At 61.1% G+C, this 26,893-nt stretch carries 22 protein-coding genes and 4 tRNA genes; all 26 read left to right on the top strand.

The features are described from left to right. The first annotated feature begins 1,539 nt into the window (after window positions 1-1,539). Window positions 1,540-1,625, top strand: a tRNA-Tyr gene (locus ACV22W_RS24715). A 43-nt stretch (window positions 1,626-1,668) separates the two neighbouring features. Continuing rightward, a tRNA-Gly gene (locus ACV22W_RS24710) sits at window positions 1,669-1,742 on the top strand. Between the two features lie 25 nt (window positions 1,743-1,767). Further along, window positions 1,768-1,842 (top strand) — tRNA-Thr (locus ACV22W_RS24705). Between the two features lie 65 nt (window positions 1,843-1,907). Beyond that, window positions 1,908-3,098 carry an elongation factor Tu gene (gene tuf, locus ACV22W_RS24700; protein WP_006482910.1) on the top strand — a complete coding sequence of 397 codons (1,191 nt, stop codon included), beginning with the start codon at window positions 1,908-1,910 and terminating at the stop codon, window positions 3,096-3,098. Window positions 3,099-3,157: 59 nt separating this feature from the next. After that, a tRNA-Trp gene (locus ACV22W_RS24695) sits at window positions 3,158-3,233 on the top strand. Window positions 3,234-3,275: 42 nt separating this feature from the next. Then, window positions 3,276-3,656: a preprotein translocase subunit SecE gene (secE, locus tag ACV22W_RS24690; protein WP_059535562.1), complete on the top strand. Its 381-nt coding sequence runs from the start codon at window positions 3,276-3,278 to the stop codon at window positions 3,654-3,656. 1 nt (window position 3,657) lies between these two features. Further along, window positions 3,658-4,215, top strand: coding sequence for a transcription termination/antitermination protein NusG (gene nusG, locus ACV22W_RS24685; protein WP_006400672.1), 558 nt, complete (start codon window positions 3,658-3,660; stop codon window positions 4,213-4,215). Between the two features lie 140 nt (window positions 4,216-4,355). Beyond that, window positions 4,356-4,787 carry a 50S ribosomal protein L11 gene (rplK, locus tag ACV22W_RS24680; RefSeq protein WP_006400671.1) on the top strand — a complete coding sequence of 144 codons (432 nt, stop codon included), beginning with the start codon at window positions 4,356-4,358 and terminating at the stop codon, window positions 4,785-4,787. Further along, complete coding sequence (gene rplA, locus ACV22W_RS24675; protein WP_059535563.1) at window positions 4,788-5,486, top strand: 50S ribosomal protein L1; 699 nt, start codon at window positions 4,788-4,790, stop codon at window positions 5,484-5,486. A gap of 295 nt (window positions 5,487-5,781) precedes the next feature. Next, entirely contained in the window at window positions 5,782-6,279 is a 498-nt protein-coding gene (gene rplJ / locus ACV22W_RS24670; RefSeq protein ID WP_038715103.1) for a 50S ribosomal protein L10, read from the top strand. Window positions 6,280-6,342: 63 nt separating this feature from the next. After that, a complete protein-coding gene (gene rplL / locus ACV22W_RS24665; RefSeq protein WP_021161757.1) occupies window positions 6,343-6,717 on the top strand; it encodes a 50S ribosomal protein L7/L12 in 375 nt (124 codons plus the stop codon). A gap of 377 nt (window positions 6,718-7,094) precedes the next feature. Continuing rightward, complete coding sequence (gene rpoB / locus ACV22W_RS24660; RefSeq protein ID WP_448022251.1) at window positions 7,095-11,201, top strand: DNA-directed RNA polymerase subunit beta; 4,107 nt, start codon at window positions 7,095-7,097, stop codon at window positions 11,199-11,201. A 21-nt stretch (window positions 11,202-11,222) separates the two neighbouring features. Continuing rightward, window positions 11,223-15,464: a DNA-directed RNA polymerase subunit beta' gene (rpoC, locus tag ACV22W_RS24655; RefSeq protein WP_448022250.1), complete on the top strand. Its 4,242-nt coding sequence runs from the start codon at window positions 11,223-11,225 to the stop codon at window positions 15,462-15,464. Window positions 15,465-15,706: 242 nt separating this feature from the next. Next, window positions 15,707-17,554, top strand: coding sequence for a DNA helicase RecQ (gene recQ, locus ACV22W_RS24650; RefSeq protein ID WP_448022249.1), 1,848 nt, complete (start codon window positions 15,707-15,709; stop codon window positions 17,552-17,554). Between the two features lie 227 nt (window positions 17,555-17,781). After that, window positions 17,782-18,162 (top strand): 30S ribosomal protein S12, encoded by a 381-nt coding sequence (gene rpsL, locus ACV22W_RS24645; RefSeq protein WP_006400662.1) that lies wholly within the window; start codon window positions 17,782-17,784, stop codon window positions 18,160-18,162. A 172-nt stretch (window positions 18,163-18,334) separates the two neighbouring features. After that, on the top strand, window positions 18,335-18,805 hold the full coding sequence (gene rpsG, locus ACV22W_RS24640; protein WP_034209730.1) for a 30S ribosomal protein S7: 471 nt from the start codon (window positions 18,335-18,337) through the stop codon (window positions 18,803-18,805). A gap of 123 nt (window positions 18,806-18,928) precedes the next feature. Further along, entirely contained in the window at window positions 18,929-21,031 is a 2,103-nt protein-coding gene (gene fusA, locus ACV22W_RS24635) for an elongation factor G (RefSeq protein WP_059535572.1), read from the top strand. A gap of 41 nt (window positions 21,032-21,072) precedes the next feature. Continuing rightward, window positions 21,073-22,263: an elongation factor Tu gene (gene tuf / locus ACV22W_RS24630; RefSeq protein ID WP_006482910.1), complete on the top strand. Its 1,191-nt coding sequence runs from the start codon at window positions 21,073-21,075 to the stop codon at window positions 22,261-22,263. 286 nt (window positions 22,264-22,549) lie between these two features. Continuing rightward, window positions 22,550-22,861: a 30S ribosomal protein S10 gene (gene rpsJ, locus ACV22W_RS24625; protein WP_004199280.1), complete on the top strand. Its 312-nt coding sequence runs from the start codon at window positions 22,550-22,552 to the stop codon at window positions 22,859-22,861. Window positions 22,862-23,039: 178 nt separating this feature from the next. Beyond that, on the top strand, window positions 23,040-23,690 hold the full coding sequence (gene rplC / locus ACV22W_RS24620; protein ID WP_006752926.1) for a 50S ribosomal protein L3: 651 nt from the start codon (window positions 23,040-23,042) through the stop codon (window positions 23,688-23,690). Continuing rightward, window positions 23,690-24,310: a 50S ribosomal protein L4 gene (gene rplD, locus ACV22W_RS24615; RefSeq protein ID WP_006477192.1), complete on the top strand. Its 621-nt coding sequence runs from the start codon at window positions 23,690-23,692 to the stop codon at window positions 24,308-24,310. Before rplC ends, rplD begins: the two co-directional genes overlap by 1 nt. Further along, entirely contained in the window at window positions 24,307-24,621 is a 315-nt protein-coding gene (gene rplW, locus ACV22W_RS24610; protein WP_004199275.1) for a 50S ribosomal protein L23, read from the top strand. Before rplD ends, rplW begins: the two co-directional genes overlap by 4 nt. 2 nt (window positions 24,622-24,623) lie before the next feature. Beyond that, window positions 24,624-25,451 carry a 50S ribosomal protein L2 gene (gene rplB, locus ACV22W_RS24605; protein ID WP_006482900.1) on the top strand — a complete coding sequence of 276 codons (828 nt, stop codon included), beginning with the start codon at window positions 24,624-24,626 and terminating at the stop codon, window positions 25,449-25,451. Window positions 25,452-25,461: 10 nt separating this feature from the next. After that, on the top strand, window positions 25,462-25,737 hold the full coding sequence (gene rpsS, locus ACV22W_RS24600; protein ID WP_004199273.1) for a 30S ribosomal protein S19: 276 nt from the start codon (window positions 25,462-25,464) through the stop codon (window positions 25,735-25,737). A gap of 12 nt (window positions 25,738-25,749) precedes the next feature. Then, complete coding sequence (rplV, locus tag ACV22W_RS24595; protein ID WP_004199272.1) at window positions 25,750-26,079, top strand: 50S ribosomal protein L22; 330 nt, start codon at window positions 25,750-25,752, stop codon at window positions 26,077-26,079. Window positions 26,080-26,090: 11 nt separating this feature from the next. Next, entirely contained in the window at window positions 26,091-26,891 is an 801-nt protein-coding gene (rpsC, locus tag ACV22W_RS24590; protein ID WP_006482899.1) for a 30S ribosomal protein S3, read from the top strand. The last annotated feature ends 2 nt before the right edge of the window (window positions 26,892-26,893 follow it).

Raw genomic sequence — 26,893 nt, 5'->3', positions numbered from 1 at the left:
GTCGCCGGAACCCACCGCTTTCCTTCATCCCGGACCAATCACCGGCTGATTCGCTGCAATCGCCGACCAGGGAGACGGCTCGTAGCGGCTCAGTGAAGCCTCCGTCAAGGTACTTTCCCGGTCAATGTCGGTGGCTATGTTCGAGGCGCCGATGTTGCCGGTGTGTTGCTGGCGCGTTCATGGTAAATGCACGGCAGCTCGAGGCCGTGAGAGCATGCCCGTTAGCACCCGAATGACGACCGGAATTCCCACCGGGCCTTCCGCCGACGCCCAAATGTCGGGAGGTCGACCGTGATGTGCATGCGACGCTTGGATCACCCTGCGCGGAATGCTCGTCCGGTACAAATCGCCAGATCCAGTTTTTGCCCCGATCTCGGTCAGCTCGAGCATCGCCGGGCAGCGAGCGGTCGACGTCGAGGCGCTCGTGTCGGATGTTAGCTTCCTGGGTGCGCGGTCCGCAGCCGGCGTCGCATAGGTATCTCGACCAAAGTCGACGCAGAGAATCGGCGCCGTCGAGGCCGGATGCTACACATTGAAATCCGTGGGCAGCCGACCGGGCATCGTTTGCACATAGCGGATATCGGATGTATGGCGCAGCTGCAGTGCGATAGTCCGACGAGAGACTCATGTTGATCAACTTGCACGAAGGACCGACGCAATGCTTGCTGCACCGAGGCACGTTCGCTGCGACGATGACGTTCAGTCGACGCGGCGGCCAGGAGGGTTGAGATTCTCGTGTGTCATCATCGCCGCCAGCCGTGATCAACATTATGTGTCCGTGACTGCTTCAGGAGCCGTGGCGCTTGCTGCATCGCCTCGTTGTAAGCGGCGGCAAAGGATGCCATGCGAGCTACCGCGTTTTTTGCGCGTCCTGCTTGTGCATCACTGTCGGTGCCGCCGGAGCGCGACGTGGAGGCAGCGAAGATCGCGTGAAGGCACGAAAGAAGCCCGGATGTTGCATGAGGCGGCAGGTATGCGGGAGCAGCTCGATCGCGTGAAATGGGACGGTATCGCGCATGTTTTCTGTCCGCGCGGAAGGAGCGCGGCCCAATGCCGGTCCCTGCCCTGAAGTTCGATTCCGGTTGTCGGCGATAGAGGTGGGCAGTGGCGCTGTATCGGGAATCCGGGTTTGGCGTCGGTGTCGGTGCGCCGGAGGCCTCTGCGGAGATCCCGGCTGACCTGGCAGGGTGTGCTGACGCGTCATCATCAAGCGGCTTTAGCTGGTCCCAGCGTTTGGCGGGCTGCCTCGACAAACCTATCGGCATGAAAATTGCGGATTTTTTGCATCTACCCGCTTGGCATTATGCGCGGAAGGCCTTATGATGGCGGTCTTTCGTTTTCAGCGAAGATGAAAATCGACACTGAAGACGGGGTCTGACGAAGATGTGGGCGCCGATCGGCGATCCTCTCTTGCTTGCCTCAGCCGGGTGAGCGTGAGCGTCGGGTGAGTCGCGCAGGTGCGCTGGAAGAGAATGAAAAAAATCTTCCGGATGTGCTTGACAGAAGTGCGATGCACCCCCATAATCGTCAGTTCTCTACGGAGGGGTGCCCGAGTGGCTAAAGGGGGCAGACTGTAAATCTGTTGGCTTACGCCTACGTTGGTTCGAATCCAACCTCCTCCACCAGAACATCAGCGCAGAGAGCGGTAAGGAATCGTTAGTGGCCCGTGCGGGTGTAGCTCAATGGTAGAGCAGAAGCCTTCCAAGCTTACGACGAGGGTTCGATTCCCTTCACCCGCTCCAGTCCGTGTAGTTGAAGCGTAATAGCGCCCATGTGGCTCAGTGGTAGAGCACTCCCTTGGTAAGGGAGAGGTCGGCAGTTCGATCCTGCCCATGGGCACCAGCAGTAAAAAGTCAGTGTCTGTTTGCGCGCGGCGCAACATGTGAAATTCCTTTCGGGAGTTGAAAATGGCCAAGGAAAAGTTTGAGCGGACCAAGCCGCACGTCAACGTTGGTACGATTGGTCACGTTGACCACGGCAAGACGACGCTGACGGCAGCGATCACGACGGTTCTGACGAAGAAGTTCGGCGGCGAAGCGAAGGCCTACGACCAGATCGACGCGGCACCGGAAGAAAAGGCGCGCGGCATCACGATCAACACGGCACACGTCGAGTACGAAACGGCAAACCGCCACTACGCACACGTCGACTGCCCGGGCCACGCTGACTATGTGAAGAACATGATCACGGGCGCAGCGCAGATGGACGGCGCGATCCTGGTTTGCTCGGCAGCGGACGGCCCGATGCCGCAAACGCGTGAGCACATCCTGCTGGCGCGTCAGGTTGGCGTTCCGTACATCATCGTGTTCCTGAACAAGTGCGACATGGTGGACGACGCTGAACTGCTCGAGCTGGTCGAGATGGAAGTTCGCGAACTGCTGTCGAAGTACGACTTCCCGGGTGACGACACGCCGATCGTGAAGGGTTCGGCGAAGCTGGCGCTGGAAGGCGACACGGGCGAGCTGGGCGAAGTGGCGATCATGAGCCTGGCAGACGCACTGGACACGTACATCCCGACGCCGGAGCGTGCAGTTGACGGCGCGTTCCTGATGCCGGTGGAAGACGTGTTCTCGATCTCGGGCCGCGGTACGGTGGTGACGGGTCGTGTCGAGCGCGGCATCGTGAAGGTCGGCGAGGAAATCGAAATCGTCGGTATCAAGCCGACGGTGAAGACGACCTGCACGGGCGTTGAAATGTTCCGCAAGCTGCTGGATCAAGGTCAGGCAGGCGACAACGTCGGTATCCTGCTGCGCGGCACGAAGCGTGAAGACGTGGAGCGTGGCCAGGTTCTGGCGAAGCCGGGTTCGATCACGCCGCACACGCACTTCACGGCTGAAGTGTACGTGCTGAGCAAGGACGAAGGCGGCCGTCACACGCCGTTCTTCAACAACTACCGTCCGCAGTTCTACTTCCGTACGACGGACGTGACGGGCTCGATCGAGCTGCCGAAGGACAAGGAAATGGTGATGCCGGGCGACAACGTGTCGATCACGGTGAAGCTGATCGCTCCGATCGCGATGGAAGAAGGTCTGCGCTTCGCAATCCGTGAAGGTGGCCGTACCGTCGGCGCCGGCGTCGTCGCCAAGATCATCGAGTAAGCCAGTTATTCGTTGATCGACAGTTTTGGGGCTGGCGGCAGCCGGCCCCAACATGGTTTAGGGGTATAGCTCAACTGGCAGAGCGTCGGTCTCCAAAACCGAAGGTTGGGGGTTCGATTCCCTCTGCCCCTGCCAAAAATCGCCACGTGTCCCACGTGGCATTTGTTTTAAGGTGTTATGGCGAATCCATCCGTCGAAACTGTAAATACCTCCGGCGATAAGCTGATGCTGGCCCTGGGCGTATTGCTGGTCTTGGCCGGATTCGTGGGCTTCTTCTGGCTGGCCAACCAGCAGTGGTATGTCCGCGGCGCCGCATTGGCGGTAGGTATCATCGCCGGCGTAGCCGTCGGTCTGATGTCCGTGCCTGGCAAGAGCCTCATCGCATTTGCCAAGGATTCGTACAAGGAAGTCCGCAAGGTCGTTTGGCCCACCCGCAAGGAAGCAACGCAAACCACACTCGTCGTGTTCGGTTTCGTGCTCGTGATGGCGATTTTCCTCTGGTTGAGTGACAAATCGATCGAATGGGTGATTTTCTCGGCGATTCTGGGTTGGAAATGATATGAGCGATACTCCGGCATCCCCGAGCGGAAAGCGTTGGTACGTCGTGCACGCCTACTCCGGTATGGAGAAGAGCGTGCAGCGCGCGCTTCAAGAGCGCATCGAACGTGCTGGCATGCAGGATAAATTCGGTCAGATCCTGGTTCCGACCGAAGAAGTGGTCGAAGTCAAAGGTGGCCACAAGGCTGTAACCGAGCGTCGATTCTTCCCCGGCTACGTGCTGGTGGAAATGGAGATGACGGACGAAACATGGCACCTCGTCAAGAACACGGCGAAGGTCACGGGTTTCGTCGGCGGTGCGCGTAACCGCCCGACCCCGATTTCCCCGAAGGAAGTCGAAAAGATCATGTCGCAGATGCAGGAAGGCGTCGAGAAGCCGCGCCCAAAGACCCTGTTCGAAGTTGGCGAGATGGTGCGTGTCAAGGAAGGCCCGTTCACGGACTTCAACGGCACTGTCGAGGAAGTCAACTACGAAAAATCGCGCGTGCGTGTGTCGGTCACCATCTTTGGCCGCTCTACCCCGGTCGAACTCGAGTTCGGTCAGGTCGAAAAAGTTTGATCCCGATTCGGTGGGCAGCCTCGGCTGCCCGCCTTCGCGCTTACGGCTCGCGTTATGGCCGTTGAGGAGCGTCAGTAGCCAACGGCGAACGCGCGTTATCACTCACCGAACGCCGTCTGGCGTTCCAACGAGGTTTACAAATGGCAAAGAAGATTGTCGGCTTTATCAAGCTGCAGATTCCTGCAGGTAAAGCCAACCCGTCGCCGCCGGTCGGTCCGGCACTGGGCCAGCGCGGCCTGAACATCATGGAGTTCTGCAAGGCGTTCAACGCGCAGACTCAAGGCATGGAGCCGGGTCTGCCGGTGCCGGTGGTCATCACGGCATACGCTGACAAGAGCTTCACGTTCGTGATGAAGACGCCGCCGGCGACCGTCCTGATCAAGAAGGCGGCGAAGGTGGACAAGGGCTCGAGCAAGCCGCACACCGACAAGGTCGGTTCGATCACGCGCGCTCAAGCCGAAGAAATCGCGAAGACCAAGATGCCGGACCTTACGGCAGCTGATCTGGACGCAGCCGTTCGCACCATCGCTGGTAGCGCACGCTCGATGGGCATCACTGTGGAGGGCGTGTAAATGGCTAAGATCTCCAAGCGCCGTCAGGCATTTGCCGCCAAGGTCGACCGTCAGAAGCTGTACGCGATCGAAGACGCACTGGCACTCGTGAAGGAATGCGCGAGCGCGAAGTTCAACGAATCGATCGACGTCGCAGTCCAGCTCGGCATCGACGCGAAGAAGTCGGACCAAGTCGTTCGTGGTTCGGTCGTTCTGCCGGCAGGTACGGGCAAGTCGGTTCGCGTTGCCGTGTTCGCACAAGGCGACAAGGCCGAGCAGGCTCGTGCAGCAGGCGCGGAAATCGTCGGTATGGAAGACCTGGCTGAGCAGATCAAGGCTGGCCAGATGGACTTCGACATCGTGATCGCTTCGCCGGACACGATGCGTATCGTCGGTACGCTCGGTCAGATCCTCGGCCCGCGCGGCCTGATGCCGAACCCGAAGGTCGGCACGGTCACGCCGGACGTCGCGACTGCAGTCAAGAACGCGAAGGCTGGTCAGGTGCAATTCCGTGTCGACAAGGCCGGTATCATCCACGCGACCATCGGCCGTGCATCGTTCGAATCGACCGCACTGCGTTCGAACCTGTCGGCACTGATCGAAGCGCTGCAGAAGGCCAAGCCGGCAACGAGCAAGGGCGTCTACCTGCGCAAGATCGCACTGTCGAGCACGATGGGTGTCGGCGTGCGTGTCGACCAGGCTACGCTGGCAGCACAGTAAGCAAGTATTCGGGCCGCTTCGTTCGCGAAGCGGCCTACATGGGCTTTGGGCGGTTGTTCGTGCAGCAGGGCGGGCAACCGGTTATCAAAGACCGTTGGTGGGGCGCAGCAGGCAGGCGATCCCTTAATTCAAGCCAACGCAGATGGCGAACCCGAAAAAGTTTTGCAGTGGTGAAGCCGCAGGTCGTGAAGCGATTCACGGCGTGAGGTGGAAATACTCCTAACGAGGTCGGACGCCGTTGTTGAACGAGGTACGTGAGGTTTCGTGCCGAACGTATCGTTTCTGGAGGCTAACCGTGCCGCTTAATAGAGAAGACAAGCAAGCCGTCGTCGCTGAGGTTGCCGCGCAAGTCGCGAAGGCCCAGACCGTTGTGCTGGCTGAGTATCGTGGAATTGCGGTTGGCGATCTGACCAAGCTGCGCGCGAAAGCGCGTGAGCAACAGGTTTACCTGCGCGTGTTGAAGAACACGCTGGCGCGTCGCGCCGTTGAAGGTACGCCTTTTGCTCCGCTGGCAGAGCAGATGACTGGCCCCCTGATCTACGGCATCTCGGAAGATGCAATTGCTGCTGCTAAGGTCGTCAACGACTTCAGCAAGAGCAATGACAAGTTGGTCATCAAGGCTGGTTCGTTCGATGGCAAGGTGATGGACAAGGCTGGCGTGCAAGCGCTGGCAAGCATCCCGAGCCGTGAAGAACTGCTCTCGAAGCTGCTGTTCGTTATGCAATCGCCTGTTTCGGGCTTCGCGCGTGCTCTTGCCGCGCTGGCCGAGAAGAAGCAAGCAGAAGCTGCGTAATCGAGCGTGCATCAGCGTCACTGATCGCTGGCTGTATCCGAATTCAATTTAGGAGTATTTCAAATGGCAATCGCAAAAGAAGACATCCTGGCAGCAGTCGAAGGGATGACCGTTCTGGAACTGAACGAACTGGTCAAGGCATTCGAAGAGAAGTTTGGCGTGTCGGCAGCTGCAGTGGCAGTCGCTGGCCCGGCAGGCGGCGGCGCTGCTGCTGCTGCAGAAGAGAAGACCGAATTCACGGTCGTCCTGGCTGAAGCAGGCAGCAACAAGGTTGCAGTCATCAAGGCAGTTCGCGAACTGACGGGCCTGGGCCTGAAGGAAGCGAAGGACGTCGTTGACGGCGCACCGAAGGCTGTCAAGGAAGGCGTCGACAAGGCTGCTGCTGAAGAAGCGAAGAAGAAGCTGGAAGAAGCAGGCGCGAAGGTCGAAGTCAAGTAAGTTTCGACGCGCTGTGCGAAGGCTGGCGGTATTTTCACCGCCGGCCTTTTTGTGCTTTGTGGGGACGTTATTCTGGCACTCATTCGGGAGCCCGAATAATCGGCCCCAGAAGCCAAAGAAAACCGCCGGATCGTAAGCAACGGTCGCGATCGGCGTTTCTCTTTGTCTTCTGAAGCGACTGCAGAAGGCAAGTTTGGTCGGGTAGCGGGCAACACAGGCATCCGCTGCCGTCAGCCAGCGGTTGGTAGCGGCCAACCACCAAGCTTCTCGGCTCGTTCAAGCCATCGGGCGGCCATCGGGTCTCAGTCGGTGAACACTCGGGTTCGAAACGTCCAGGTATCCCGCCTCGACAGCACCCGCCGTGATTCGGAGATCGTATGCAATATTCCTTCACCGAGAAGAAGCGCATTCGCAAGAGTTTCGCGAAGCGCCCCATCGTTCACCAAGTTCCGTTCTTGCTGGCCACCCAGCTTGAATCATTCAGCACGTTTCTGCAAGCTGATGTGCCTGGCACGCAACGCAAGCCTGAAGGTTTGCAAGCCGCATTCACATCGGTATTTCCCATTGTTTCGCACAACGGCTTCGCGCGCCTCGAGTTCGTGAGCTATGCGCTGTCCGCGCCGGCATTCAACATCAAGGAATGCCAGCAGCGTGGCCTGACGTACTGCTCCGCGCTGCGCGCGAAGGTCCGCCTCGTCATTCTCGACAAGGAATCGCCGAACAAGCCGGTCGTCAAGGAAGTGAAGGAGCAGGAAGTGTACATGGGCGAAATTCCGCTCATGACGCCGACGGGCTCGTTTGTCATCAACGGCACCGAGCGTGTCATCGTCTCGCAGCTGCACCGTTCGCCGGGCGTGTTCTTCGAACACGACAAGGGCAAGACGCACAGCTCGGGCAAGCTGCTGTTCTCGGCACGGATCATTCCGTACCGCGGCTCGTGGCTCGACTTCGAATTCGATCCGAAGGACATCCTGTACTTCCGCGTCGACCGTCGCCGCAAGATGCCGGTCACGATCCTGCTGAAGGCCATCGGCCTCACGCCGGAACAGATCCTCGCGAACTTCTTCGTGTTCGACAACTTCACGCTGATGGACGAAGGCGCGCAACTCGAGTTCGTGCCCGAGCGCCTGCGTGGTGAAGTCGCGCGTTTCGACATCTCGGATCGCGACGGCAAGGTTATCGTCCAGAAGGACAAGCGGATCAACGCGAAGCACATTCGCGATCTTGAAGCCGCGAAGACGAAGTACATCTCGGTGCCGGAAGACTATCTGCTCGGCCGCGTGCTGGCGAAGAATGTCGTCGACGGCGACACCGGCGAAGTGATCGCGACCGCGAACGACGAAGTCACGGAAAGCGTGCTCGAGAAGCTGCGCGAAGCGGGCATCAAGGACATCCAGACGCTCTACACGAACGATCTGGACCAGGGTCCGTACATCTCGTCGACGCTGCGTGTCGACGAAACGACCGACAAGACGGCCGCGCGCATCGCGATCTACCGCATGATGCGTCCGGGCGAGCCGCCGACCGAAGAAGCGGTCGAGGCGCTGTTCAACCGTCTGTTCTACAGCGAAGAAGCGTACGACCTGTCGAAGGTCGGCCGTATGAAGTTCAACCGCCGCGTCAGCCGTGACGAGATCACCGGCCCGATGACGCTGCAGGACGACGACATCCTCGCGACGATCAAGATCCTGGTCGAACTGCGCAACGGCAAGGGCGAAGTGGACGATATCGACCACCTCGGCAACCGTCGCGTGCGTTGCGTCGGCGAACTGGCGGAAAACCAGTTCCGCGCGGGTCTGGTGCGTGTCGAGCGCGCGGTCAAGGAACGCCTCGGCCAGGCCGAAAGCGAAAACCTGATGCCGCACGACCTGATCAACTCGAAGCCGATTTCGTCGGCGATCCGCGAGTTCTTCGGTTCGTCGCAGCTGTCGCAGTTCATGGACCAGACCAACCCGCTGTCGGAAATCACGCACAAGCGCCGTGTTTCCGCACTGGGCCCGGGCGGTCTGACGCGCGAACGCGCAGGCTTCGAAGTTCGTGACGTGCACCCGACCCACTATGGCCGCGTGTGCCCGATCGAAACGCCGGAAGGTCCGAACATCGGTCTGATCAACTCGCTCGCACTGTACGCGCACCTGAACGAGTACGGCTTCCTGGAGACGCCGTACCGCAAGGTCGTGGACAGCAAGGTGACCGACCAGATCGACTACCTGTCGGCGATCGAGGAAGGCCGATACATGATCGCGCAGGCGAACGCCGCGATCGACGAGAACGGCACGCTGGTCGACGAACTCGTGTCGTCGCGTGAAGCCGGCGAAACGATGATGGTCACGCCGGACCGCATCCAGTACATGGACGTGGCGCCGTCGCAGATCGTGTCGGTTGCAGCTTCGCTGATCCCGTTCCTTGAGCATGACGACGCGAACCGTGCACTGATGGGTTCGAACATGCAGCGTCAGGCCGTGCCGTGTCTGCGTCCGGAAAAGCCGGTCGTCGGTACGGGCATCGAGCGCACCTGCGCGGTCGACTCGGGCACGACGGTTCAGGCGTTCCGCGGCGGCGTCGTCGACTATGTCGACGCAGGCCGTATCGTGATTCGCGTGAACGACGACGAAGCGGTCGCAGGTGAAGTCGGCGTCGACATCTACAACCTGATCAAGTACACGCGTTCGAACCAGAACACGAACATCAACCAGCGTCCGATCGTGAAGATGGGCGACAAGGTCTCGCGCGGCGACGTGCTGGCCGACGGCGCCTCGACGGACCTGGGCGAGCTCGCGCTCGGCCAGAACATGCTGATCGCGTTCATGCCGTGGAACGGCTACAACTTCGAGGATTCGATCCTGATCTCGGAGAAGGTCGTGGCCGACGATCGCTACACGTCGATCCACATCGAAGAGCTGAACGTCGTTGCACGCGACACGAAGCTCGGGCCGGAAGAAATCACGCGCGACATCTCGAACCTGGCGGAAGTCCAGCTCGGCCGTCTCGACGAATCGGGCATCGTATACATCGGTGCGGAAGTCGAAGCGGGCGACGTGCTGGTCGGCAAGGTCACGCCGAAGGGCGAGACTCAGCTGACGCCGGAAGAGAAGCTGCTGCGCGCGATCTTCGGCGAGAAGGCTTCGGACGTGAAGGACACGTCGCTGCGCGTGCCGTCGGGCATGAGCGGCACCGTGATCGACGTCCAGGTGTTCACGCGTGAAGGCATCCAGCGCGACAAGCGTGCGCAACAGATCATCGACGACGAACTGAAGCGCTACCGTCTCGACCTGAACGACCAGCTGCGCATCGTGGAAGGCGACGCGTTCCAGCGTCTCGCACGGATGCTGGTGGGCAAGGTCGCGAACGGCGGTCCGAAGAAGCTCGCGAAGGGCACGAAGATCGACCAGGCTTACCTGGAAGACCTCGACCACTACCACTGGTTCGACATCCGCCTCGCGGACGACGAGGCAGCGGCATCGCTCGAAGCGATCAAGAACTCGATCGAAGAAAAGCGTCACCAGTTCGATCTCGCGTTCGAAGAGAAGCGCAAGAAGCTCACGCAAGGCGACGAACTGCCGCCGGGCGTGCTGAAGATGGTCAAGGTGTACCTCGCGGTGAAGCGCCGCCTGCAGCCTGGCGACAAGATGGCAGGCCGCCACGGTAACAAGGGTGTCGTGTCGAAGATCGTCCCGATCGAAGACATGCCGTACATGGCCGATGGCCGTCCGGCAGACGTCGTGCTGAACCCGCTCGGCGTGCCGTCGCGGATGAACGTGGGTCAGGTTCTGGAAGTGCACCTCGGCTGGGCCGCGAAGGGCCTCGGCTGGCGTATCGGCGAAATGCTGCAGCGTCAGGCGAAGATCGAGGAACTGCGCGTGTTCCTGACGAAGATCTACAACGAGTCGGGCCGCCAGGAAGACCTGGAAAGCTTCACCGACGACGAGATCCTCGAACTCGCGAAGAACCTGCGCGAAGGCGTGCCGTTCGCAACGCCGGTGTTCGACGGTGCGACCGAGGAAGAAATGGGCAAGATGCTCGACCTCGCGTTCCCGGACGACATCGCGGAACAGCTCGGCATGAACCCGTCGAAGAACCAGGTCCGCCTGTACGACGGCCGCACGGGCGAGATGTTCGAACGTCGCGTGACGCTGGGTTACATGCACTACCTGAAGCTGCACCACTTGGTCGACGACAAGATGCACGCGCGTTCGACCGGCCCGTACTCGCTCGTCACGCAGCAGCCGCTGGGTGGTAAGGCGCAGTTCGGTGGCCAGCGTTTCGGTGAAATGGAAGTGTGGGCACTCGAAGCGTACGGCGCGTCCTACGTGCTGCAGGAAATGCTGACGGTGAAGTCGGACGACGTGACCGGCCGGACGAAGGTTTACGAGAACCTCGTCAAGGGCGATCACGTGATCGATGCAGGCATGCCGGAATCCTTCAACGTGCTCGTGAAGGAAATCCGCTCGCTCGGTATCGACATCGATCTCGACCGCAATTAATCGGACTACGGAGAGAAAGCAATGAAAGCTCTGCTCGATCTATTCAAGCAAGTCCAACAGGAAGAAGTTTTCGACGCGATCAAGATCGGTCTGGCCTCGCCGGACAAGATCCGTTCGTGGTCGTTCGGTGAAGTGAAAAAGCCGGAGACCATCAACTACCGTACGTTCAAGCCGGAACGCGATGGTCTCTTCTGCGCGAAGATCTTCGGGCCGATCAAGGACTACGAGTGCCTGTGCGGCAAGTACAAGCGTCTGAAGCACCGCGGCGTGATCTGCGAGAAGTGCGGCGTCGAAGTGACGCTGGCGAAGGTGCGTCGTGAACGGATGGGCCACATCGAGCTGGCCTCGCCGGTCGCGCACATCTGGTTCCTGAAGTCGCTGCCGTCGCGTCTGGGCATGGTGCTCGACATGACGCTGCGCGACATCGAACGCGTGCTGTACTTCGAAGCATACGTGGTGATCGAACCGGGCATGACGCCGCTGAAGGCGCGGCAGATCATGACCGAAGAGGATTACTACAACAAGGTCGAGGAATACGGCGACGAATTCCGTGCCGAAATGGGCGCGGAAGGCGTGCGTGAACTGCTGCGCGCGATCAACATCGACGAGCAGGTCGAGACGCTGCGCACCGAGCTGAAGAACACCGGCTCGGAAGCGAAGATCAAGAAGTACGCGAAGCGCCTGAAGGTCCTCGAGGCATTCCAGCGCTCGGGCATCAAGCCCGAGTGGATGATCCTCGAAGTGCTGCCGGTGCTGCCGCCGGAACTGCGTCCGCTCGTGCCGCTGGACGGCGGCCGTTTCGCGACGTCGGACCTGAACGACCTGTATCGCCGCGTGATCAACCGTAACAACCGGTTGAAGCGTCTGCTCGAGCTGAAGGCCCCTGAAATCATCGTCCGCAACGAAAAGCGGATGCTGCAGGAAGCCGTCGACTCGCTGCTCGACAACGGTCGTCGCGGCAAGGCGATGACGGGCGCGAACAAGCGTCCGCTGAAGTCGCTTGCCGACATGATCAAGGGCAAGGGCGGTCGTTTCCGTCAGAACCTGCTGGGCAAGCGCGTCGACTACTCGGGCCGTTCGGTCATCGTGGTCGGCCCGACGCTGAAGCTGCACCAGTGCGGTCTGCCGAAACTGATGGCGCTCGAGCTGTTCAAGCCGTTCATCTTCAACAAGCTGGAAGTGATGGGCGTCGCGACGACCATCAAGGCTGCGAAGAAGGAAGTCGAGAACCAGACGCCGGTGGTGTGGGACATCCTCGAAGAGGTGATCCGCGAGCACCCGGTGATGCTGAACCGTGCGCCGACGCTGCACCGTCTCGGTATCCAGGCGTTCGAGCCCGTGCTGATCGAAGGCAAGGCGATCCAGCTGCACCCGCTCGTCTGCGCGGCGTTCAACGCCGACTTCGACGGTGACCAGATGGCCGTTCACGTGCCGCTGTCGCTCGAAGCGCAGATGGAAGCGCGCACGCTGATGCTGGCGTCGAACAACGTGCTGTTCCCGGCCAACGGCGATCCGTCGATCGTGCCGTCGCAGGATATCGTGCTGGGTCTGTACTACGCGACCCGCGAAGCGATCAACGGCAAGGGCGAAGGCCTGTCGTTCACCGGCGTGTCGGAAGTGATCCGCGCGTACGAGAACAAGGAAGTCGAGCTGGCATCGCGCGTCAACGTGCGGATCACCGAAATGGTCCGCAACGAAGACACGTCGGAAGGCGCGCCGCAATTCGTGCCGAAGATCTCGCTGTACGCGACGACCGTCGGTCGCGCGATCCTGTCGGAGATCCTGCCGCACGGCCTGCCGTTCTCGGTGCTGAACAAGCCGCTGAAGAAGAAGGAAATCTCGCGCCTGATCAACACCGCGTTCCGCAAGTGCGGTCTGCGTGCGACGGTCGTGTTCGCCGACCAGCTGATGCAGTCGGGTTTCCGCCTCGCGACGCGCGCCGGCATTTCGATCTGCGTCGACGACATGCTCGTGCCGCCGCAGAAGGAAACGATCGTCGGCGACGCCGCGAAGAAGGTGAAGGAGTACGACCGCCAGTACATGTCGGGTCTCGTCACTGCGCAGGAACGCTACAACAACGTGGTCGACATCTGGTCGGCGACGTCGGAAGCGGTCGGCAAGGCGATGATGGAGCAGCTGTCGACGGAGCCGGTGACGGACCGCGACGGCAACGAGACGCGCCAGGAGTCGTTCAACTCGATCTACATGATGGCCGACTCGGGCGCCCGGGGTTCGGCGGTGCAGATTCGTCAGCTGGCCGGTATGCGCGGCCTGATGGCGAAGCCGGACGGCTCGATTATCGAGACGCCGATTACCGCGAACTTCCGCGAAGGCCTGAACGTGTTGCAGTACTTCATCTCGACCCACGGTGCACGTAAGGGTCTGGCTGATACGGCACTGAAGACGGCAAACTCGGGTTACCTGACCCGTCGTCTCGTCGACGTCACGCAGGATCTGGTGGTGGTCGAGGACGATTGCGGCACGTCGAACGGCGTGGCGATGAAGGCGCTGGTCGAAGGCGGTGAAGTCGTCGAGGCGCTGCGCGACCGTATCCTCGGCCGCGTCGCGGTCGCGGACGTCGTGAACCCGGAAACGCAGGAAACGCTGTACGAATCGGGCACGCTGCTCGACGAAACGGCGGTCGAGGAGATCGAACGCCTCGGCATCGACGAAGTGCGCGTGCGCACGCCGCTGACCTGCGAAACGCGTTACGGCCTGTGCGCGGCCTGCTACGGCCGTGACCTCGGCCGCGGCTCGCTCGTGAACGTCGGTGAAGCAGTCGGCGTGATCGCGGCACAGTCGATCGGTGAACCGGGCACGCAGCTGACGATGCGTACGTTCCACATCGGTGGTGCGGCATCGCGTGCGGCAGTGGCGTCGTCGGTCGAAGCGAAGAGCAACGGTATCGTGCGTTTCACGGCGACGATGCGTTACGTCACCAACGCGAAGGGCGAGCAGATCGTCATCTCGCGTTCGGGCGAGGCGCTGATCACCGACGATATCGGCCGCGAGCGCGAACGTCACAAGATCCCGTACGGCGCGACGCTGCTGCAGCTCGACGGCGCGGCGATCAAGGCTGGCACGCAGCTGGCGACGTGGGATCCGATGACGCGTCCGATCATCACCGAGTACGGTGGTACGGTGAAGTTCGAGAACGTCGAGGAAGGCGTGACCGTCGCGAAGCAGATCGACGACGTGACCGGCTTGTCGACGCTGGTCGTGATCGACGTGAAGCGTCGCGGTTCGCAAGCTTCGAAGAGCGTGCGTCCGCAGGTGAAGCTGCTCGACGCGAACGGCGACGAAGTCAAGATTCCGGGCACGGAGCACGCGGTGCAGATCGGCTTCCAGGTCGGCGCACTGATTACCGTGAAGGACGGCCAGCAAGTGCAGGTGGGTGAAGTGCTCGCACGTATCCCGACCGAAGCGCAGAAGACGCGTGACATTACCGGCGGTCTGCCGCGGGTGGCGGAACTGTTCGAAGCGCGTTCGCCGAAGGATGCCGGCATTCTCGCGGAAGTCACCGGTACGACGTCGTTCGGCAAGGACACGAAGGGCAAGCAGCGTCTCGTCATCACGGACCTCGAAGGCAATCAGCACGAGTTCCTGATCGCGAAGGAAAAGCAGGTGCTGGTCCACGATGCTCAGGTCGTCAACAAGGGCGAAATGATCGTGGACGGTCCGGCCGATCCGCACGACATCCTGCGTCTGCAGGGTATCGAGGCGCTGTCGCGCTACATCGTCGACGAAGTGCAGGACGTGTATCGTCTGCAGGGCGTGAAGATCAACGACAAGCACATCGAGGTGATCGTTCGCCAGATGCTGCGTCGTGTGCAGATCACCGACAACGGTGATACGCGCTTCATCCCGGGCGAACAGGTCGAGCGTTCCGACATGCTGGACGAGAACGATCGCATGATCGCCGAGGGCAAGCGTCCGGCGTCGTACGACAACGTGCTCCTCGGTATCACGAAGGCGTCGCTGTCGACCGACTCGTTCATCTCGGCGGCATCGTTCCAGGAAACGACCCGCGTGCTGACCGAAGCGGCGATCATGGGCAAGCGCGACGATCTGCGCGGCCTGAAGGAAAACGTGATCGTCGGCCGTCTGATCCCGGCCGGTACGGGTCTCGCGTTCCACAAGGCACGCAAGGCGAAGGAGATGTCCGACCGCGAGCGTTTCGATCAGATCGCAGCGGAAGAGGCATTCGACTTCGGCACGCCGAGCGCGCCTGCGGAAGAGCCGCAACATCCGGCAGCCGAATAAGCGCGGGCGGCGCGAGCCGCTTCACGTTGCGTATTCGCTGTCATCGAAACCGCCCGGTCCGCCGGGCGGTTTTTTTTATCCGTCGTTCACGTGCATGACGGGCTTGCCGTACGCTTGCGCAGGCCCGTCATGCGCGTGCACGAACTCTGTCGATTGGCCAACGTTGCACGATTCGCCGCGCGCTGCGCGAGCGGGTTGTTAAAATCGCGGTCATCGTTTCGCCGTCCTGCCTCTCATCATTCATGTCCCGCGCCCTCGAAATCCTCGACGAAGTCTTTGGTTACTCCGCATTTCGCGGCCAGCAGGGCGAGATCGTCGAGCACGTCGCCGGCGGCGGCGATTGCCTCGTGCTGATGCCGACGGGCGGCGGCAAGTCGCTGTGCTACCAGATTCCGGCGCTGCTGCGCCGCGAAGCCGGGCAGGGCGCCGGCATCGTGGTATCGCCGCTGATCGCGCTGATGCAGGACCAGGTCGCCGCGCTCAGCGAAGTCGGCGTGCGCGCGGCCTACCTGAATTCGACGCTGTCGGGCGCCGAGGCCGCGGCGACCGAGCGCGCGCTGCGCGAGGGCGAGATCGACCTGCTGTACGTCGCGCCGGAGCGTTTGATGACCGGGCGCTTCCTCGACCTGCTCGAGCGCGCGAAGATCGGCCTGTTCGCGATCGACGAAGCGCACTGCGTGTCGCAGTGGGGGCATGACTTCCGTCCCGAATACATCCAGCTGTCGGTGCTGCACGAGCGTTTCCCGTCGGTGCCGCGCATCGCGCTGACGGCCACCGCCGACGCGATCACGCGAGACGAGATCATCCATCGCCTCGCGCTCGACGATGCGCGCGTGTTCGTGTCGAGCTTCGACCGGCCAAACATCCGCTACCGGATCGTCGAGAAGGACAACGCGCGCGCGCAACTGCTCGACTTCATCCGTGCCGAGCACACGAACGCGGACGGCACGACCGACGCGGGCGTCGTCTACTGCCTGTCGCGCCGCAAGGTCGAGGAAACGGCCGAATGGCTGAAGGCACAGGGCGTGCGCGCGCTGCCGTATCACGCGGGGATGGAGTTCGAGGTGCGGCAGAAGCACCAGGAAATGTTCCAGCGCGAGGAAGGCATCGTGATGTGCGCGACCATCGCGTTCGGCATGGGCATCGACAAGCCGGACGTGCGCTTCGTCGCCCATCTCGATTTGCCGAAGAGCGTCGAAGGCTACTACCAGGAAACCGGTCGTGCGGGCCGCGACGGGATGCCGGCGAATGCGTGGATGGCGTATGGGCTCGGCGACGTCGTCCAGCAGCGCAAGATGATCGATGAATCCGATGCGGACGACGCGCACAAGCGCGTGCAGACGTCGAAGCTCGATGCGCTGCTCGGGCTGTGCGAGACGATCTCGTGCCGGCGTGTGCGGCTTCTGAACTACTTCGGGGAGGCGAGCCAGCCGTGCGGCAATTGCGACACGTGCCTCGAGCCGCCTGATTCGTGGGACGCGACGCGCGAGGCGCAGATGGCGCTGTCGTGCGTATTCCGCGCGCAGCGCGCGAGCGGCTTCAATTTCGGTTCGAGCCATCTGATCGAGATCCTGCGCGGCGGACGGACCGAGAAGGTGCTGCAGCGCGGTCACGACCAGCTCAGTACGTTCGGGATCGGTGCGTCGCTGTCCGAGCCAGAATGGCGCGCGATTTTTCGTCAGCTCGTGGCGTACGGCTATCTGGCGGTCGACCATGGCGGCTTCGGCGCGCTGATGCTGACCGAGGCCGCGAAGCCGGTGCTGAAGAACGAGGAGAAAGTCACGCTGCGCCGCTACGTTAAGCCGCAGCGCACGCGCCAGTCTTCGAGCCGCGGCGGCACGCGGGTCGATCCGACGGCCGGCATGGGCACGCGCGAGCGCGCACGCTGGGATGCGCTGCGTGCGTGGCGCGCGGAAACCGCGAAGTCAGACGGCGTGCCGGCCTACGTGATCTTCCACGACGCGACGCTGGCCGAAATCGCGCGCAACGCGCCGGAGACGATCGACGACCTGCGCCATATCCCCGGCATGGGGGTGCGCAAGCTGGAACGCTTCGGCGACGAGATCATCGACGTCGTCGAATCGGCATGACACAGGTGTTCCGACCCTTCCGGTAAACCGCCCGCGCGGCTGGCAAATCACGCAAGCCGTTGACTTAGTTGGTATTTCCGGAATATCATGCTGGGTTCCGGTATTCGGTGGGCCGAGTCGCGTTCGAAGGTTCGTGTCCGTATCGCCGGTTCGGAAGTCAACTGTGCGTCGATTCTCGCTTTGCCCGAAATCGATGTGCAGATTTTGTTCAATTTCAGGAATAAACAATGCCAACCATCAACCAACTGGTTCGCAAAGGCCGTCAGTCGGAAACGACGAAGAGCAAGAGCCCGGCCCTGCAGGACTGCCCCCAGCGTCGCGGCGTGTGCACCCGTGTGTACACGACGACGCCGAAGAAGCCGAACTCGGCACTCCGTAAGGTCGCCAAGGTTCGTCTGACGAACGGCTTCGAAGTGATTTCGTACATCGGCGGTGAAGGCCACAACCTGCAGGAACACTCGGTTGTGCTGATCCGCGGCGGCCGTGTGAAGGACTTGCCGGGTGTGCGTTACCACATGGTTCGCGGCTCGCTGGATACCCAGGGCGTCAAGGACCGCAAGCAAGCGCGCTCGAAGTACGGCGCGAAGCGTGCAAAGGCTGCCAAGTAAGCAGTTTTTGATCAGGGATCGCCGCAGGGCGGTCAAGGCGGGAGTGCCGGATTGCCGGTGCTGTCGAGTAAGTGGTCACCCGGCCAAGCTGGTTAGTCGTGAAGATGTGATCGGGTTTGTTGGTGACCGCGGGGCTGGATGCAGCTCCAACTGAACAGGTAAAGGAAGAATCATGCCGCGTCGTCGCGAAGTCCCCAAGCGGGAAGTGTTGCCGGATCCGAAGTTCGGCAACGTTGATGTAGCCAAGTTCATGAACATGCTGATGCTGTCCGGCAAGAAGTCGGTCGCGGAGCGCATCGTTTATGGCGCATTCGAACAAATCCAGACCAAGGGTGGCAAGGACCCGCTGGAAGTGTTCACCGTTGCGCTCAACAACGTGAAGCCGGTGGTCGAAGTGAAGAGCCGTCGCGTTGGTGGTGCCAACTATCAGGTTCCGGTCGAAGTGCGCCCGTCGCGTCGTATGGCATTGGCGATGCGCTGGCTGCGTGAGGCTGCGAAGAAGCGCAGCGAGAAGTCGATGGCTCTGCGTCTGGCAGGCGAACTCACCGAAGCGGCCGAAGGCCGTGGCGGCGCGATGAAGAAGCGCGATGAAGTTCACCGCATGGCAGAAGCCAACCGCGCGTTCTCGCATTTCCGTTTCTAAGCGCCTGGCTGGGCTGTTTGCGGAAATAAATTCCGGGCGGGTGCGCTTTTCAGGCGCCTCGCCCGTTTGTGTTGAAGCATGATGCAGCAGGGCTGCATCGTGTTATCCCAGTAGAGGATCAAAGTGGCTCGCAAGACTCCTATCGAGCGCTACCGCAATATCGGTATTAGCGCTCACATCGACGCCGGCAAGACGACGACGACCGAGCGCATTCTGTTTTACACCGGTGTGAACCACAAGATCGGTGAAGTCCACGACGGCGCAGCAACGATGGACTGGATGGAGCAGGAACAGGAACGTGGCATCACGATCACGTCCGCTGCTACCACGGCCTTCTGGAAGGGCATGGGCGGCAACTATCCGGAACACCGCATCAACATCATCGACACCCCGGGCCACGTCGACTTCACGATCGAAGTGGAGCGTTCGATGCGCGTGCTCGACGGCGCATGCATGGTGTACTGCGCAGTGGGCGGCGTGCAGCCGCAGTCGGAAACGGTGTGGCGCCAGGCTAACAAGTACAAGGTGCCCCGTCTCGCGTTCGTCAACAAGATGGACCGTACCGGCGCGAACTTCTTCAAGGTCTACGACCAGCTCCGTCTGCGCCTGAAGGCGAATCCGGTTCCGGTCGTGGTGCCGATCGGCTCGGAAGAAAACTTCAAGGGCGTGGTCGACCTGATCAAGATGAAGGCGATCATTTGGGACGAAGCGTCGCAAGGCACGAAGTTCGACTACGTCGACATCCCGGCCGAGCTCGCCGAGACCTGCAAGGAATGGCGCGAAAAGATGGTCGAAGTGGCTGCTGAAGCCAGCGAAGACCTGATGAACAAGTACCTGGAAGAAGGCGATCTGCCGGAAGCCGACATCGTCAAGGCGCTGCGTGACCGTACGATCGCGTGCGAAATCCAGCCGATGCTGTGCGGTACCGCGTTCAAGAACAAGGGCGTGCAGCGTATGCTCGACGCCGTGATCGACTTCCTGCCGTCGCCGGTCGACATCCCGCCGGTCAAGGGCGAGCTCGAAAACGGTGAAGAAGCAGAGCGCAAGGCGTCGGACGACGAGAAATTCTCGTCGCTCGCGTTCAAGATCATGACCGACCCGTTCGTCGGCCAGCTGATCTTCTTCCGTGTGTACTCGGGTGTCGTCAACTCGGGCGACACGCTGCTGAACTCGACCAAGGGCAAGAAGGAACGCCTCGGTCGTATTCTGCAGATGCACGCGAACCAGCGTGAAGAAATCAAGGAAGTCCGTGCAGGCGACATCGCTGCTGCGGTCGGCCTGAAGGAAGCGACCACGGGCGACACGCTGTGCGACCCGGCGAACCCGATCGTTCTCGAGCGCATGGTGTTCCCGGAGCCGGTGATTTCGCAGGCTGTCGAGCCGAAGACCAAGGCTGACCAGGAAAAGATGGGCCTCGCGCTGAACCGTCTGGCGCAGGAAGACCCGTCGTTCCGCGTGCAGACCGACGAAGAATCGGGCCAGACCATCATTTCGGGCATGGGCGAGCTCCACCTCGAAATTCTGGTCGACCGGATGAAGCGTGAATTCGGCGTGGAAGCGACCGTCGGCAAGCCGCAGGTTGCATACCGCGAAACGATCCGTTCGACGGCGAAGGACGTCGACGGTAAGTTCGTCAAGCAGTCGGGTGGTCGCGGCCAGTACGGTCACGCGGTCATCACGCTCGAGCCGAACGAACAGGGCAAGGGCTACGAGTTCTTCGACGAGATCAAGGGTGGTGTGATTCCGCGTGAATACATCCCGGCGGTCGACAAGGGTATTCAGGACACGCTGAAGTCGGGCGTGCTGGCTGGCTTCCCGGTCGTCGACGTGAAGGTTCACCTGACGTTCGGTTCGTACCACGACGTTGACTCGAACGAAAACGCGTTCCGCATGGCCGGTTCGATGGCGTTCAAGGAAGCGATGCGCAAGGCGAACCCGGTCGTCCTCGAGCCGATGATGGCTGTCGAAGTCGAGACGCCGGAAGACTACATGGGCAACGTGATGGGCGACCTGTCGGGCCGTCGCGGTATCGTCCAGGGCATGGAAGACATGGTTGGCGGCGGCAAGATCGTTCGCGCCGAAGTGCCGCTGTCGGAAATGTTCGGTTACTCGACGTCGCTGCGTTCGCTGACGCAAGGTCGTGCAACGTACACGATGGAGTTCAAGCACTACGCTGAAGCTCCGCGCAACGTTGCTGAAGCGATCATCAGCGCGAAGTCGAAGTAAATCTGAAGCTACCAACCGATATTTTTTGAAAGAAGAGAATCATGGCAAAAGAAAAGTTTGAGCGGACCAAGCCGCACGTCAACGTTGGTACGATTGGTCACGTTGACCACGGCAAGACGACGCTGACGGCAGCGATCACGACGGTTCTGACGAAGAAGTTCGGCGGCGAAGCGAAGGCCTACGACCAGATCGACGCGGCACCGGAAGAAAAGGCGCGCGGCATCACGATCAACACGGCACACGTCGAGTACGAAACGGCAAACCGCCACTACGCACACGTCGACTGCCCGGGCCACGCTGACTATGTGAAGAACATGATCACGGGCGCAGCGCAGATGGACGGCGCGATCCTGGTTTGCTCGGCAGCGGACGGCCCGATGCCGCAAACGCGTGAGCACATCCTGCTGGCGCGTCAGGTTGGCGTTCCGTACATCATCGTGTTCCTGAACAAGTGCGACATGGTGGACGACGCTGAACTGCTCGAGCTGGTCGAGATGGAAGTTCGCGAACTGCTGTCGAAGTACGACTTCCCGGGTGACGACACGCCGATCGTGAAGGGTTCGGCGAAGCTGGCGCTGGAAGGCGACACGGGCGAGCTGGGCGAAGTGGCGATCATGAGCCTGGCAGACGCACTGGACACGTACATCCCGACGCCGGAGCGTGCAGTTGACGGCGCGTTCCTGATGCCGGTGGAAGACGTGTTCTCGATCTCGGGCCGCGGTACGGTGGTGACGGGTCGTGTCGAGCGCGGCATCGTGAAGGTCGGCGAGGAAATCGAAATCGTCGGTATCAAGCCGACGGTGAAGACGACCTGCACGGGCGTTGAAATGTTCCGCAAGCTGCTGGATCAAGGTCAGGCAGGCGACAACGTCGGTATCCTGCTGCGCGGCACGAAGCGTGAAGACGTGGAGCGTGGCCAGGTTCTGGCGAAGCCGGGTTCGATCACGCCGCACACGCACTTCACGGCTGAAGTGTACGTGCTGAGCAAGGACGAAGGCGGCCGTCACACGCCGTTCTTCAACAACTACCGTCCGCAGTTCTACTTCCGTACGACGGACGTGACGGGCTCGATCGAGCTGCCGAAGGACAAGGAAATGGTGATGCCGGGCGACAACGTGTCGATCACGGTGAAGCTGATCGCTCCGATCGCGATGGAAGAAGGTCTGCGCTTCGCAATCCGTGAAGGTGGCCGTACCGTCGGCGCCGGCGTCGTCGCCAAGATCATCGAATAACATCGACGATCCGCGGATCCCTCCGGGGTCCGTGATTCCACGGTAGGCAGTCGTACCGTCGAAACCGGGTGTCCAGTTTGATCTGGCACCCGGTTTTGTCTTTGTGGCGTGCGCATTGCTGTCTTGACAAACGCACACCACCACTCCGATTTTTCGTGTAGAATCGCGGGCTTAGCAGTGGAAGTACCGTTCGGAAGCTGGCGCCTCGCTCCCCGCGGGCAACAGGTTTCGCGTTCTTTTAGTGTCCGGCGATGCAATATCGCCTCGCTCTTTTCAAGGAATCGTCATGCAGCAACAGAAAATCCGCATTCGCCTGAAGGCTTTCGACTATCGTCTGATCGATCAATCGGCTGCCGAAATCGTCGATACCGCGAAGCGGACTGGCGCAATCGTCCGTGGCCCGGTGCCGCTGCCGACGCGCATTCAGCGTTTTGACATTCTGCGTTCGCCGCACGTCAACAAGACGTCGCGCGATCAGCTCGAAATCCGTACCCACCAGCGCCTGATGGACATCGTCGATCCGACCGACAAGACGGTTGACGCGCTGATGAAGCTCGACCTGCCGGCTGGCGTCGACGTGGAAATCAAGCTGCAGTAAGGCTTTCGGCGCCATCCGGCTTGCCGGGCGGTGCTAAGTCTTTGTATTGCTTGCGGAAATCGAGAAGTCGGGCTATACTGCTTGGCTTTTCGCGTATTCGCGTAAAAAAGTTGGGCCTTGCGTGCCCGGCATTTTGTAAATCAGCCCCGACCAATCGCAGTCGGGAATGGAGAAAATGATGAGCCTTGGACTCGTAGGTCGCAAGGTTGGCATGACCCGTATCTTCACGGCTGAAGGGGATTCGATTCCCGTCACCGTGCTGGACGTGTCGGACAACCGCGTGACGCAGATCAAGACTGTTGAAACCGACGGCTACACGGCCGTGCAGGTTGCATTCGGCTCCCGCCGCGCATCGCGCGTGACGAAGCCGCTGGCAGGTCATCTCGCCAAAGCCGGTGTCGAAGCCGGTGAAATCCTCAAGGAATTCCGCATTGACGCGGCCAAGGCAGCTGAGCTGTCGAATGGCGCCGTGGTCGGTGCCGATCTTTTCGAAGTGGGCCAGAAGGTCGACGTGCAAGGCGTGTCGATCGGTAAGGGCTACGCCGGTACGATCAAGCGTTACAACTTCTCCTCCGGCCGTGCTACCCACGGTAACTCGCGCTCGCACAACGTGCCGGGCTCGATCGGTATGGCGCAGGATCCGGGTCGCGTTTTCCCGGGTAAGCGCATGACGGGTCACCTCGGTGACGTTACGGTGACGGTGCAGAACCTCGAAATCGCTCGTATCGACGCAGAGCGCAAGCTGCTGCTCGTCAAGGGTGCGATTCCGGGCGCGAAGGGCGGCAAGGTTTTCGTGACGCCGGCCGTCAAGACCAAGGGGGCGAAATAATGGAACTCAAGCTCCTGAACGAAAATGGTCAGGAAGGTGCAGTGGTCAACGCGTCGGACGTCGTGTTCGGTCGTGACTACAACGAAGCGCTGATCCACCAGGTCGTCGTCGCGTACCAGGCGAATGCTCGCCAAGGTAACCGCGCACAGAAGGACCGTGAGCAAGTCAAGCACACCACCAAGAAGCCGTGGCGTCAGAAGGGTACGGGCCGCGCTCGTGCCGGTATGTCGTCGAGCCCGCTGTGGCGTGGCGGTGGTCGCATCTTTCCGAACTCGCCGGAAGAGAACTTCTCGCACAAGGTCAACAAGAAGATGCATCGCGCAGGTCTCTGCTCGATCTTCTCGCAGCTGGCCCGTGAAGGCCGCCTGTCGGTCGTCGAGGACATCATCCTCGAAGCGCCGAAGACCAAGCTGCTGGCTGACAAATTCAAGACCATGGGTCTCGACTCCGTGCTGATCATTACGGACACGGTCGACGAGAACCTGTACCTGGCTTCGCGCAACCTGCCGCACGTGGCGATTGTCGAGCCGCGCTACGCTGACCCGCTGTCGCTGATCTACTTCAAGAAAGTGCTGGTCACGAAGGCTGCGGTCGCCCAGATCGAGGAGTTGCTGTCATGAGCGAGATTCGCAAGAACGATCATCGTTTGATGCAGGTCCTGCTCGCACCGGTGATCTCGGAAAAGGCGACGCTGGTTGCCGACAAGAACGAGCAAGTCGTGTTCGAAGTCGCACCGGATGCCACGAAGCAGGAAGTGAAGGCGGCTGTCGAGCTGCTGTTCAAGGTTGAAGTTGATTCGGTCAACGTGCTGGTTCAGAAGGGCAAGCAAAAGCGCTTCGGCCGTTCGATGGGCCGCCGCAAGGACGTGAAGAAGGCGTACGTTTGCCTGAAGCCCGGCCAGGAAATCAACTTTGAAGCGGAGGCCAAGTAATCATGGCAATCGTGAAAGTTAAACCGACTTCGCCGGGTCGCCGCGCGATGGTCAAGGTGGTCAACAAGAATCTGCACCAGGGCAAGCCGTTCGCGGCACTGCTCGACTCGCAGAGCTCGACCGCCGGCCGTAACAACAACGGCCGTATCACCACGCGTCACAAGGGTGGTGGTCACAAGCAGCATTACCGTATCGTCGATTTCCGTCGCACGAAGGACGGCATCCCGGCAAAGGTCGAGCGTCTCGAGTACGACCCGAACCGTAGCGCGAACATCGCGCTGGTGCTCTACGCAGACGGCGAGCGTCGCTACATCATCGCCCCGAAGGGCCTGACCGTCGGCCAACAGCTGATGTCGGGTTCGGAAGCGCCGATCCGTGCAGGCAACACGCTGCCGATCCGCAACATTCCGGTCGGTACGACGATCCACTGTATCGAGATGCTGCCGGGCAAGGGCGCGCAAATGGCGCGTTCGGCTGGCACGTCGGCCATGCTGCTGGCACGGGAAGGCGTCTACGCGCAGGTTCGTCTGCGTTCGGGCGAAATCCGCCGCGTGCACATCGAGTGCCGTGCAACGATCGGTGAAGTCGGCAACGAAGAGCATAGCCTGCGCCAAATCGGCAAGGCTGGCGCGAACCGCTGGCGCGGTATCCGCCCGACGGTGCGTGGCGTTGCGATGAACCCGGTTGATCACCCGCACGGTGGTGGTGAGGGCAAGACGGCTGCAGGTCGCGACCCGGTGAGCCCGTGGGGTACGCCGGCTAAGGGTTACCGCACCCGCAGCAACAAGCGCACGACGACGATGATCGTCCAGCGCCGTCACAAGCGTTAAGGAGTAGGCAATGGCACGTTCTGTAAAAAAAGGTCCGTTCTGCGACGCCCATTTGCTGAAGAAAGTTGAGGCGGCTGCAGCTTCGCGCGACAAAAAGCCGATCAAGACCTGGTCGCGTCGCTCGACGATTCTGCCGGATTTCATCGGCCTGACGATCGCTGTTCACAACGGCCGTCAACACGTTCCGGTGTACATCTCGGAAAACATGGTCGGCCACAAGCTTGGCGAGTTCGCACTGACCCGTACGTTCAAGGGTCACGCGGCCGACAAGAAGGCCAAGAAATAAGGGGCAATCAAGATGGAAGTGAAAGCAATTCATCGCGGTGCCCGCATCTCGGCGCAAAAAACGCGCCTTGTGGCTGACCAGATCCGCGGTTTGCCGGTCGACAAGGCGCTGAACGTTCTGACGTTCTCGCCGAAGAAGGCGGCTGGCATCGTGAAGAAGGTTGTGCTGTCGGCAATCGCGAATGCGGAGCACAACGAAGGCGCTGATATCGACGAGCTCAAGATCAAGAGCATCTACGTCGACAAGGCTGCATCGCTCAAGCGTTTCACCGCGCGCGCCAAGGGCCGCGGTAACCGCATCGAGAAGCAATCCTGTCACATCACTGTGACGGTCGGGAATTAAGGAGCCATACGATGGGACAGAAAATTCATCCGACTGGCTTCCGCCTGGCTGTCAGCCGCAATTGGGCTTCGCGTTGGTACGCGAACAACAACAATTTCGCGGCGATGCTGCAGGAAGACATCGGTGTTCGTGAATACCTGAAGAAGAAGCTGAAGAACGCTTCGGTCGGTCGGGTCGTCATCGAGCGTCCGGCAAAGAACGCGCGCATCACGATTTACAGCTCGCGTCCGGGCGTCGTCATCGGCAAGAAGGGCGAGGATATCGAACAGCTGAAGACGGAACTGCAACGCCGCATGGGCGTGCCGGTTCACGTCAACATCGAAGAAATCCGCAAGCCGGAAACCGATGCGCAACTGATCGCTGACTCGATCACGCAACAGCTCGAGCGCCGGATCATGTTCCGTCGCGCGATGAAGCGTGCGATGCAGAACGCGATGCGTCTGGGTGCCCAAGGCATCAAGATCATGAGCGCAGGCCGTCTGAACGGTATCGAAATCGCTCGTACGGAGTGGTATCGCGAAGGTCGCGTGCCCCTTCATACGCTGCGTGCCGACATCGACTACGCGACCTCGGAAGCGAAGACGACCTACGGGATCATCGGCGTCAAGGTGTGGGTGTACAAGGGCGACACGCTCGGCCGCAATGACGCGCCGGTGGTCGAAGAAGTAGCCGAAGACAAGCGTCCGCGTCGCAATGCGCGTCCGGGCGACCGTCGTCCGCGCCGTGACGGCGAAGGCGGCGCTCCGGGTGCTCGTCGTGGCGCACCGCGCCGCGGCGCCGGCAAGCCCGAAGACGGCAAGACGGGAGAATAACG

It is taken from the genome of Burkholderia sp. AW49-1 (assembly GCF_053427845.1).
The sequence above is the reverse complement of the archived record's forward strand: the minus strand, read 5'-3'. Positions and strand labels throughout refer to the sequence as shown.